The 10,875-nt window shown below is 60.0% G+C and carries 9 protein-coding genes; 6 read left to right on the plus strand and 3 right to left on the minus strand.

Annotated elements, in window-relative coordinates:
• The first annotated feature begins 17 nt into the window (after positions 1-17).
• On the plus strand, positions 18-953 hold the full coding sequence (locus tag SH292x_RS13215) for a CHAD domain-containing protein (RefSeq protein ID WP_442481478.1): 936 nt from the start codon (positions 18-20) through the stop codon (positions 951-953).
• Here the strand turns inward: SH292x_RS13215 and aat are convergent.
• Positions 950-1,666: a leucyl/phenylalanyl-tRNA--protein transferase gene (gene aat / locus SH292x_RS13220; RefSeq protein WP_442481479.1), complete on the minus strand. Its 717-nt coding sequence runs from the start codon at positions 1,664-1,666 to the stop codon at positions 950-952. The genes SH292x_RS13215 and aat overlap by 4 nt on opposite strands.
• A 69-nt stretch (positions 1,667-1,735) precedes the next feature.
• Complete coding sequence (locus tag SH292x_RS13225) at positions 1,736-2,860, minus strand: hypothetical protein (protein ID WP_442481480.1); 1,125 nt, start codon at positions 2,858-2,860, stop codon at positions 1,736-1,738.
• Positions 2,861-3,130: 270 nt separating this feature from the next.
• On the opposite strand from SH292x_RS13225, the gene SH292x_RS13230 reads away from it, so the two are divergent.
• From SH292x_RS13230 to SH292x_RS13240, 3 genes are all read left to right on the plus strand, one after another.
• The gene (locus SH292x_RS13230) at positions 3,131-4,333 is read left to right on the plus strand and encodes a S1C family serine protease (RefSeq protein WP_442481481.1); all 1,203 of its coding nucleotides are present in this window, start codon (positions 3,131-3,133) and stop codon (positions 4,331-4,333) included.
• A 153-nt stretch (positions 4,334-4,486) separates the two neighbouring features.
• Positions 4,487-6,340, plus strand: coding sequence for a DNA primase (dnaG, locus tag SH292x_RS13235; RefSeq protein ID WP_442481482.1), 1,854 nt, complete (start codon positions 4,487-4,489; stop codon positions 6,338-6,340).
• Between the two features lie 109 nt (positions 6,341-6,449).
• Positions 6,450-8,099, plus strand: a complete 1,650-nt coding sequence (locus SH292x_RS13240; RefSeq protein WP_442481483.1) for a sigma-70 family RNA polymerase sigma factor — start codon at positions 6,450-6,452, stop codon at positions 8,097-8,099.
• Positions 8,100-8,200: 101 nt separating this feature from the next.
• On the opposite strand, the gene SH292x_RS13245 is transcribed toward SH292x_RS13240, so the two are convergent.
• Positions 8,201-9,061: a PEP-CTERM sorting domain-containing protein gene (locus SH292x_RS13245; protein ID WP_442481484.1), complete on the minus strand. Its 861-nt coding sequence runs from the start codon at positions 9,059-9,061 to the stop codon at positions 8,201-8,203.
• A gap of 305 nt (positions 9,062-9,366) precedes the next feature.
• On the opposite strand from SH292x_RS13245, the gene SH292x_RS13250 reads away from it, so the two are divergent.
• Both SH292x_RS13250 and greA read left to right on the plus strand, forming a co-directional pair.
• A complete protein-coding gene (locus SH292x_RS13250; protein ID WP_442481485.1) occupies positions 9,367-10,068 on the plus strand; it encodes a zinc ribbon domain-containing protein in 702 nt (233 codons plus the stop codon).
• A 317-nt stretch (positions 10,069-10,385) separates the two neighbouring features.
• The gene (greA, locus tag SH292x_RS13255) at positions 10,386-10,868 is read left to right on the plus strand and encodes a transcription elongation factor GreA (protein WP_442481486.1); all 483 of its coding nucleotides are present in this window, start codon (positions 10,386-10,388) and stop codon (positions 10,866-10,868) included.
• Positions 10,869-10,875 lie beyond the last annotated feature (7 nt).

Genomic DNA, 10,875 nt, shown 5'->3' on the forward strand with positions numbered 1-10,875 from the left:
GCAACTAGAATGACATCATGCCAGCCGCCGACAAATGGGTTTCCGAAGTCTCCACCACAACGCCAATGAGCGAGGTGGTAACGCGTGCTTTGAAACTACGACTGGGCGACGTGATTCACTCGCTGCCGCTCGCCGCGCACTTGGCGGACGAGCAGGTCGAGTACGTCCACGCCGCACGCGTCGCGACGCGGCGGGCCACCGCGGCACTGGATCGCTACCGCGACTTCTTGCCACCAAAGAAACGCAAGAAGCTGCGAACCACGCTCAAAGCCGTTCGCGCGAGCATGGGCGACGCCCGCGACTTGGATGTTTACTTATTGCGATTTCAAGAGATCGACAATCCCGTGGCAGCGAAGTTCGCCGAACGACTCGCCGAACTCCGCGAATCGGCGCAAGCGCCGATCATCGAGTGTGCGACTCCGTTGCTCGAGAAGCAACGACTTCGCAAGCAAGTGGCGAAGCTCGTCGAGTCGACTAGCAGTCACGCGGAGAAGAAACTTCGTAAGATAACGTTTGGTGAATGGGCGAAGCAGGAACTGTGGCACGTGTGGTGCGAGTTCCGCGACGCTACGCCGGGCGAGGAACCTGACGCGGTTCAACTACATGACTTCCGCATCGCCACCAAGCGTTTCCGCTACGCGATCGAACTGCTGGACGGTGGGTTGCCAGGCTCGGCTCGCAAACAGCTCTATCCGCTCGTGAAGAACATGCAAGCGAAACTCGGCGATCTGCAAGACCACGCCGTCGCCGCGGAGAAGCTCGCCGGCTGGCGTGAGTCTTCGACCGCACGCAAGGAGCAAAAGATGCTCAAGGAACTTGAGCAAGAAGAACACGCTCAGTTCGCCGAGAAGAGCGAACTATTCCTCGAATGGTGGAGCGGCGACCGTCTAGCGGAGCTGGGTGAAGTAGTGGAGTCGCTCTGCGAGAAGAGCGAAATCGAAGCGGTGAACTAGCGAAACTGAAGCGGATCGCCTTCTAGCTTCAATCCGAACGTCACAGGCCGATTGACCTGGATCGCCAAGCGGTCGAGGTATTCTTCGCGAGGGATATCGCTTGCACCGAGATGACCCGTGTGCGAAGTCCACTGCTGCACGTCGAGCAGGCCGTAACCGCGGGCTTTGAGATGCGCAATGAGCACGGCTAGCGCACACGTAGAGGCGTCGCGCTCGCGGTGGAACATGCTCTCCGCTGCAAACAACCCGCCTACACTCACCCCATAAACTCCACCCACCAAGTTTCCTTCGTGACGAATCTCTACGCTATGGGCGTGCCCCAGTCGATGCAAGCGAGTGTAGCCGCGGATCATGTTCGGCGTGATCCAGGTGCCCCCTTCGCGGCCGGGACCATCGGCACAACCTTGCATGACTCCACGGAAATCGGTGTCGATTGTCGCCGTGTACTGCCCGGACCGCAGACGCCGAAGCGCTCGTCGCGAGGGGCGGAAGTTGGCGAACTCGATAATCGCTCGTGGATCGAGCGACCACCAAACTATTGGCTCGTCGTCGCTATGGGGCCACGGGAAGATGCCATGCGAATAAGCGTCGAGCAGCAGCTCGGGGTTCAAGTCGCCCCCCATTACCACGGCCCCTTCGGGCGTGGCGTGCTCGGGCGACGGGAAGTACCGCGGCCGACGGCGGGTTGGTTTGATTGGAGGCTCGGCGCTCATGCCAGAAGCTTACCAATCGCCGCGCGATTTCGCGCCCCTGGCTCTTCCGTTTTTTTGTTCCCCACTTGGTCACCAGGGGATACTGATTTCGGGCAGCAGCTCTTCGAACTGGATGTTCCGCAGTTTGCCTTCGCGCGTTTGAACCGTGTAGGAGACCCGGCACGGGAAGCGAGGTTTGACCCAAGTGGCCGAGGCCGTGATCTTCAAGAGCGGTGTCGCCGTGCGAGCCGCTATGAGCTTGGACCTGAGCAGCTTTGCTTGTTCGTCGTCGAGCTGCGGAGTGACCGTGCCCGCGTACACCAGCCGCCCCGCCGTTTCATGGGCCAGGTACAACTTGGCGACTTGGTCCATGGAGTTCAGCTCGAAACCGATGACGAGGCAATCGGTCTTCGTCCGCGGGGGCTCCTTGGGCCCGTCAGGCTTCTTGTTGGCCGAGTCGTCGACGTCGCCCGCCTGCCCAGCGAAGTCTTGCACCGACCCTTCAAGGTCTTTGCCGTTCGTGGGGCCATTGGCAGCCGCCGAAGCGATTGCCGAAACGAGGCTCGACTTGGCAGGCGGGGCGATACCCCAATCCCAAAGGCGGTCCCACTGGATGCCTCCCACGATGACCGCCGCGGTGAGGGCGAGCATCAGGGCGTTCGAGGCACCAATGACCAGCCACTGCCGTTTCGGAAGGCGGGCGAACGTTTTGAACCAGGCCTTCATCGGGTTGACGATAAAGTCGATCAGCGAGATCGTCGCGTCGCCCGTCGCGGTCATGAAGAAGCAAGTCACGTGCAGGATTTCAAAGGCCGCGAGACCGAGGGTCAACTGCCACACCCCCCAGAATTCGAACACGACGGAGGTCGACGGAATCAGAATCTTACCGGCGATGCACAGGGCGACGATCGTCAAGTTGGTCGCCATAAGTGTCCATGCCCAGCCCGGCACAGCGGAGAAGAACTCCTCGACCGGGTTGCGACGGACTTTGGGCGGGGCTGCTTCGGGATTCGAAAATCGCTCCCACTCCGAATCGACATCCACAAAGATGCCCATCGTTGGATAGAACCCGCAGCACTGGCACACCATCTGCCCTTTGGGCATGGGGGTCTCGCAGTTCGAGCAGCAAGGCCCCACGTTTTCAGTGGCTTTGGCCTCCTGGGGAGGAGTCAGGACCGCTGTGTTGCTGTCTTGTAGTGAGTCGTAAGTGGACATGCGCGCGAGCCGTGGATTGCGGAAAAGGCGATGCGGCCCGCGGGGGGCCGACGAAAGTGCTTAGATAACCCTAGCTCGGGAATGCCCCAAACCGCACACATGGCAGGGTCGAGCTACTGCCTAAGGCCCCCAGTTTGCGCGGGTGGTAAGGATTATTCGGTCTTTTTTCGCAGGGCTGCGCCAGGAATTCGCATCGCGGGCAGCGAGCCGCTATAATGCATCCACATAGCTGAAGCGCAGCATTCTGTCCTCTGCCCCCAAATGCCGCCTATGTCCAGCCAACTGCCCTACGATCCCTCGTCTGAAAATGTGGTGATCGATCGACGCGAATACGTCGATCACGCCGCTAGTAACCGATCCCTCCGCCTGCTCGTGGCGCTACTTGGCGTCCTGGTGGTGATTCTCGCAGGTCCTCACCTGCTGGGTCGCTTCCGGTACGCCGACACACGTGCGCGAATGCAAGCCGAGGTCGACGTTGCGAGCACGCAGCTCACGCGCGTCCGTGCCGATCTTAACGACTTGGTCCTGGCCTCGCGCCTCGTCGCCAAGCGGGCCTCGCCCAGCGTGGTGAGCATCCACCGCGCCGACATCCAAGGCACCGAGGGCCAAGGGTCGGGCGTGATTGTGGACAAGGAAGGCTACATCATCACGAATTACCACGTGCTTGAAGGAGCCACGGGGTTGCACGTGATCCTGGCCGACGGTCGTGTCGATACCGAGCCCGTGGTGGTCGGTGGCGACATGCGAATCGACCTGGCGCTCATCAAAATCAACAAGCCCGACCTGATCGCCGCCGAGTGGGGCGATAGCGATAAGCTCGAAGTCGGCGACCTGGTGTGGGCACTCGGTAGTCCGTTTGGCCTCGACCATACGGTGACGTTTGGCATTGTTAGCGCCAAGCAGCGCCGCACTTTGTCGCAGCGGACCGTGAATGGCTTCGAGAGCAATCCGTTCCAGGAGTTCCTGCAAACCGATGTCGCCGTGAATCCGGGCAACAGCGGTGGTCCCCTGGTGAATCTCGACGGCAAGGTCGTCGGCATCAACACGGCGATCGTAGGACAGGTGTATCAGGGCATCAGCCTGGCGATCCCGAGCAACCTCGCCAAGGTAACTTACGAGCGGCTGAAGTCCGATGGTTGGATCGAGCGGGGCTATCTGGGTGTTTCGCCACAACCTGTGAGCGACGTTCTGCGGACCCGCATGGCTCTCGAACCGGGCGAAGGGGTTCTGGCGGCGACGGTCTCGCCCTACACGCCGGCGGCCCGCGCGGGCCTTCAGCGTGGCGACGTGATCCTTACGTGGAACACGCACAACGCGAGCGACCCGTTCCTGCTCACGCAGGCAATCGCCGACTCGCCGGTCGGTTCCAAGGCGCAGATGAAAATCTGCCGGCTGGTTCGTAACGAGCCGGTGGAAATGGACTTGGAAGTTACGGTCGGCGCCGCCCCTCGACTGGAACGCTTGAACCAGTAACGCGGTACCTTTTCCCGCCGGCCGGAAACTGTCATCCTGAGGGAGCCTAAGCGACTGAAGGATCTCGACTCCGCATGCGCTAGGCCTTTCGAGAGCCTCGTACGCTACGAGCCCGAACGGTTTCCCATTGATTCTTTGCACGGACGAACTTCCTTGGATTTTGGAGCGGGCCACGACGCGAAAGAGCAGGTACGCCAGGCGGTCGACATCGTCGATCTGGTCGGCGGCTACTTGCAGCTTCGTCGCCAGGGTCGCAACTACGTGGCCAACTGCCCGTGGCACGACGACTCGCGTCCCAGCTTGCAAATCAATCCCGATCGGCAGACGTTCAAGTGCTGGGTGTGCGACATCGGCGGCGACGTGTTCAGCTTCCTGATGCGGATGGAACGACTGGAGTTCCGCGAAGCACTGGAGATGCTCGCCGAACGTGCCGGCATAGTGCTCACTTCGACTGGTGTCCCCAAGACCGAACCCGGTAGCCCCGGCGACAAACGGACGCAGCTCGCCGCGCTCGAGTGGGCGGCGGCATTGTTCCATCGGCATCTGCACGAGTCCCCTCACTCGGCGACCGTGCTGGAATACTTAAACGATCGTGGCATCAACGACGCGATGCGCGAGCGGTTTCAAATTGGTTTCGCCGCGCCTGATTGGGAGTGGATGGTCCGCGCCGCGCGGGGCACCAAGTTCTCGCCCGCGGTGCTAGAGCGTGTCGGTCTCGCTGGAGTACGCGAAGGGGGTGGCTACTACGATCGCTTCCGGGGGCGGTTAATCTTTCCGATTCGCGATGTTCGCAGCCGCCCGATTGCGTTTGGTGGGCGGGTGCTGCCTCAGTTCGCCGAGGAGCGATCTGCGAAGTACGTGAACTCGCCGGAGACCCCGCTCTATAGCAAGAGCGATCAACTCTACGCCCTCGACATGGCCCGCGAAGCGGTGGCCGAGCGGGGTAACATCGTCGTGATGGAGGGCTACACCGACGTGATCATGGCCCACCAACACGGCGTGACGAACGCGGTGGCGTGCTGTGGTACGGCGCTCGGTGAGAGGCATTTAAAGCTACTCCGACGATTCACGGATCAAGTCGTTTTGGTGCTCGATGGCGACGAGGCGGGCCAGAAACGGACGAGCGAAGTGCTCGAACTCTTTGTCACCAATCAGGTCGACCTCCGCATTCTGACGCTGCCCGAAGGCCTCGATCCGTGCGACTACCTCAAGGCCAATGGTCGCGAGGCGTGGGACGCTTTGCTGCTTACGGCTCGCGATGCGCTGGAGCACAAGCTGTGGCTGGTTGAGCGACGCGTGGGTCCCAATCCACCGACGCACATTGCGGCGCAGGCGGTAGAAGAAATACTCGCGGTGCTCGCGAAAGTCGATGTTGGAACGCAGGGGACGAGCTCGGCGGCACTCGTACGTGAGCAACAGGTGCTGGGGCGCATGGCGAGGCGATTTCACTTGCGCGACGAGGACCTGCGTGAACGGCTCAAGACCTTGCGGCGTGGTTCGACGCGCTTGACGCACACCGTTGGCGAAGAAGAAACAGAAGCTCCCGCCGAGAACGCGATAGCAATGCTATCACGATGGGAGCGAGAAATTTTCGAACTGGTATTGTCGGATGGAGCGATGGTGGTTCCAATCTTCAATACCATTCCGTTAGAGGCAATGGAGAGTCGTCCAGCGCGTTGGTTGTTCGAGCAGTGCCACCGGTTGCACATCGCTCACCAACCGGTTACCTTCGAGCGACTGATGGCCTTGGCCAGCAGCGAGCGACAACAAAAGTTGCTCATCGACCTCGACGAGTCAGCCGGCGAAAAGAACGAAAGCGACCACGCCCAGCGACTCAGCGATTTGGTGGACCACTATCGCAAACAAAACGAGCAACACAATCGTCGAACCGCCATTGCGAACCTTCGCGAAGGACAACTCGACCCCCACGCAGAAGAGGAACTGCTTAGCAAAGTCTTCGACAACTTGAAACGCCGGCAGTCAGGGTCTCTCTCCACGGATGGATAGAGTGATTGACCGGTGAATGGCCGCCTGAGCCGCCCGCTACGCAATGCTCAGGCACGCCACACGTCACTTCCCCCCTACTGTGTGCAGGATGCACGCAAGGAGCCCGACGATGACCCCAGCGGCCCCCCATACCCTCCGTACGCTGCTTACCCTCGCCAAAGAGCAGGGTTTTCTTACTTACGACCAAGTCTCTAGCTACCTGCCGGACGAAACCTACGGCACCGGCCCCGTCGACAGCTTGTTGTCGGCCCTCGATGCGATGGGTGTCGAGTTGATCGACGATCCCACGACTCGCAAGTTCCCGACCGTCGACGATGCCCCCGTGCGCGGCAGCGAAGACCGTGCGAAGGCCCTCGCCGATGCGATGCCGCAGTACACGAGCGACCCGATTCGCATGTACTTGTCGCAGATGGCGGAGATTCCGCTACTCTCGCGTGAAGAAGAAATCGCACTGGCGAAGAAGATTGAACTCACTCGCAAGCAGTTCCGCCGCAACCTGCTGCGTTCGTTCGTCGCCCTCGAAGCCACGGTAAAGATTCTCGAGCGTGTTCAAGCTGGCGAGTTGCCGTTTGACCGTACGATCAAGGTGTCGCTCACGGAGCACCTGACTAAGGAGCAAGTTCAGGCCCGCATGCCGGCGAACCTGCCGACGCTGCGTAGCTTGATGCAGTCGCAGAAGGCCGACTTCGCGAAGCTGACCACCAAGTCGCTGTCGGACGAAGATCGCCAAGTGATCCGCCGTCGGTTCATTCGTCGTCGCGAGAAGATGCTGGTGCTGGTCGAAGAACTGAGCCTGCGTACTCGCCGGGTGCAACCGTTGATCAAGGAGCTGGAGCAATTCAGCCGCCGGATCGACATGGTGCGAGATCAAATTCGCGACCTGCGTGCCCAAGATGCACCGAGCGAAAAGATTGCTTCGGTGAAGGCCGAGCTGAAGGCTCTCCTGTCGAACGTGCTCGAAAGCCCGTCGACGCTTCGCCGCCGTGTCGCGATGCTCAAAGCTCAGTTCAAGGCGTTCGAAAACGTCAAGCGTGAACTGTCGAGTGGCAACCTGCGTCTGGTGGTTTCGATTGCCAAGAAATATCGCAATCGCGGTTTGAGCTTCCTGGACCTGATCCAAGAAGGCAACACGGGCCTGATGCGTGCGGTCGATAAGTACGAATACCGCCGGGGCTTTAAGTTCAGCACCTACGCCACGTGGTGGATTCGCCAGGCGATCACCCGTGCGATTGCCGACCAAGCCCGCACGATCCGCATTCCGGTGCACATGATCGACGTGCTGACCAAGCTCCGCAACACGGCGAAGGCGCTGCAGCAGACGCTGGGCCGCGAACCTTCCATTGAAGAAATCGCCGCTGCTGCCGAAGTACCGGTGGAAGAAACCGAACGCGTCATGGACATCGGCCGTCACCCGGTGAGCCTCGACCGTCCGATTGGCGATGGCGAGGATTGCAGCTTCGGCGAGTTCGTCGAAGATCAGCACACCGAAAGCCCCCACAAGCTGGCGAACAATGGCCTGCTTCGCGATCAGATCGAAGAGCTGCTGAAGACGCTCACGTTCCGCGAGCGGGAAATCATCCGCCTGCGTTACGGCCTGCACGACGGCTACAGCTACACGCTGGAAGAAGTCGGCCGGATCTTCAAGGTGACTCGCGAACGCGTCCGCCAGATCGAAGCCAAGGCGGTCGCCAAGTTGCAGCACCCTGTTCGCAGCCAAATGCTGTCGAGCTTTGTGCCGCAGCTGCCGGTGGCGGCTTAATCGCGATTGGTCCGACGAGACGTAGCTCGTCGGCTATTTGGGAAAAGTGAAATACAGATCGACCGTGGGAGATTTTCTCCCGCGGTCGATTTTTTTTGCTGTTATCCAGCGAAAGCGTGTGCCACCGCGCGGTAACGACGGATGCCGTAAGTAGCGAGCACACTTCCAATTAGAAGCACCACTGTCGAGGGTTCTGGAACTCGGAGGTTAGGCGAAGGTAGCCCGGATTGAAATCGAAGTGAGAATCCATGCGACTCTGGAGTGGTTCCATCCCGGAAGGTGATGGCATCGATTCTGAAGAAATCGGGCGCGTCGATGGAGATGGCTCCGCTGCTGGCTAGTGTGCGGGCGCTAAATCTCCACTGGTAGCGCAGACGACTCCCTCCTAACAGCTGAGCTAGAGAGGATGGAGTCAGTAGCTGCCCGACATTCAATGTATGTTCGGAATCGGGTGGTAACCCTAGCGGAATATCTCGGGTACTTAGGCTCAACTGTTGTTGCTGATTGTATCCCGAGCTGCCCGGAGAAAAGCTCACCTGGACGTCGCCCACCACGAGCGATTGCCCGCTTTGATCCGTCAGAGGGCTATCGGCAGGCCGAAAACTCACGGTACCACCAAAGGAGACATGAAAAACGAGAGCTTCCAGGGGCGGCCGGCGCCGCAAGTCTAGCGGCGCGCCATTCTCATCTAGAATCGATATGTTGTCCTGCACGCTCAATTCGAGCGTCGCCCAGGCCATCGAGTCATTCGCTCGCTGGCCGGCGTCGACGCTCAGTTGAACGCCAAACTCCTGGCCCGTCCCTTTCACCGCAAACTGCGAAGAAAGTTCTTCGTCCGATTGCTCGTTCGCCAGGTGGGCGGACCCGAAGGTATCGACAGAAGGGAAATCACCAATAGATTTCCTGCTCTGCTGGGTGTGCGAGGCATCATTCCGGAGTACGGCTAAATAGTTGCCGTGCAATGGAGTAGCCACAGCGGGCGTGGCGACTGACAGAATTCCCGCGAGTAAGAAAAGTGGGAGCCATCGCTGACTCCAATTGCGAACCCTCATGGCAGCCTCCAACGTTAGTTCCGCGGAGCGACTACCTAATTGCCTCATTCCTAGTTGCGGATTGTAGCACAGTCTCGCCGACAGAAACACTAGCGGAATCGGAAGAGCGGCCGAATGGGTCGATTCTGCTGCACCCCTTGGCAAGTTTGCAGCTAGGCGGGATAAAGGTAGTAGTTCTTTTCCTAAATCCTACGACCTCGCAGCCCAGGCGCGCTATGGCCCTCTCCGCAGACTCGCTCCGCACGCTTCACCGACTGCACATCCAACTCACTGAGCTTCGCGATCGGCTCGAACGCGGTCCAAGGCAAATCGCCATCCGCCGCGAGAACGTAGCGGCTCGGCAGGCCGACCTCGACAAGGCCCGTGAAGCCCAGAAGCAGGCCCGGATGAAGGCCGACCGGCAGCAGCTCGATCTGAAGACTTCCGAGCAGCGGCTGGTGGATTGGGGAATGAAGCTGAATCTGGCGAGCAGCAACAAGGAGTTCCAGGCGCTCAAAGAGCAGATCGCCGCGGCGGAAATGGCCAACAGCGTCCTGTCGGATGAGATTCTCGAGAGCCTCGATCGCATCGACAGGATGGGCGAACACGTCGCCTCGGCCGAATCGGACCTGAAGGCTACGCAAGACGAAGCGGCGAAGATCGAAGCCAATATTGCCGCGACCGCCGACTCGATACGAGCCGACATCGCTCGGCTAGAAGCGGAACTCGTTGCGGCTGAGAAGAACTTGCCCGCCGACTTCCGCAACGACTACGACCGCGTGGTGAAGGTCAAAGGTGCCGACGGAATGAGCGAAGTGGAAGACAGCGTCTGCATTGGTTGCGGCCAAAAGATCACGCCGAACATGCAGAACGAGCTCGCCATGCACCGGCCGACATTCTGCAAGGCATGTGGGCGGTTGTTGTATTTGCCGGAGTGATGCTGCCAGCGCAGGATTTCTAGTAGCCGGACTCGCAAGATTTCGGGCCCGCTTCCTTGGCTTTCCGAATTCTTGCGAATCCGGCTACCAGGAGCTTCCCGTCCTCCGAAAAGGGGTTTACATTCGCCCGCCCCGCCGGCACAATGAAGGCACAAAAGACGGGTTCCCGCCGAGGGTGCCCGTCTTTGGTTTTGTACTGCTTGACCAACCGACGGCTGTGCGGCACTCGCTAGGGCGTCTGGTTTTACGGTTGCTATAACTCATAAGGCCCGGCTTCGAAGCTGGGCCGTAATTGCTTTCGCTGTAGGAGTTCGAAGATGAGCGGCCGCGTTCCCATGACCCGTCAGGGCTACGAAAAGATCAAGGTCGAGCTCGACCATTTCGAGAACGAGGTAATGCCCGAAATCGAGAAGCGGATTGCGGAAGCGCGGGCCGAAGGCGACCTGAAGGAAAACGCTGAGTACCACGGTGCTCGTGAATCGCAGGGCCTGCTGCAAGCGAAGATCAATCTGCTGAAGGACAAACTGAAGCGAGCGGACATCGTCGACACCTCGAAGCTGCCCAAAGACGAAGTGGTCTTTGGCTGCACGGTGGTGGTGAAAGACCTCGACTTCGGCGACAAGGAAGAGTTCACGCTGGTCGGCGAAGGGGACGAGGATTTCGACGCGGGCAAGATCAACGTCGCCAGTCCGCTGGGCCAGGGCCTCGTTGGCAAGAAGGTTGGCCAGAAGGCCGAGATCGAAGTGCCGGCGGGGGTGAACCGGTTTGAGATTCTCGAGATTCGCTTCGACGAAGAGTAGTTCTCGC

The organism is Aeoliella fuhlenseeensis, assembly GCF_052161615.1.
In the GTDB taxonomy this organism is placed as follows: Bacteria; Planctomycetota; Planctomycetia; order Pirellulales; family Lacipirellulaceae; genus Aeoliella.

Coding starts and splice junctions, on each gene's coding strand:
- SH292x_RS13215 (WP_442481478.1), top strand. CDS start 18: ATGCCAGCCGCCGACAAATGGGTTTCCGAAGTCTCCACCACAACGCCA.
- aat (WP_442481479.1), bottom strand. CDS start 1,666: ATGAGCGCCGAGCCTCCAATCAAACCAACCCGCCGTCGGCCGCGGTAC.
- SH292x_RS13225 (WP_442481480.1), bottom strand. CDS start 2,860: ATGTCCACTTACGACTCACTACAAGACAGCAACACAGCGGTCCTGACT.
- SH292x_RS13230 (WP_442481481.1), top strand. CDS start 3,131: ATGTCCAGCCAACTGCCCTACGATCCCTCGTCTGAAAATGTGGTGATC.
- SH292x_RS13240 (WP_442481483.1), top strand. CDS start 6,450: ATGACCCCAGCGGCCCCCCATACCCTCCGTACGCTGCTTACCCTCGCC.
- SH292x_RS13250 (WP_442481485.1), top strand. CDS start 9,367: ATGGCCCTCTCCGCAGACTCGCTCCGCACGCTTCACCGACTGCACATC.
- greA (WP_442481486.1), top strand. CDS start 10,386: ATGAGCGGCCGCGTTCCCATGACCCGTCAGGGCTACGAAAAGATCAAG.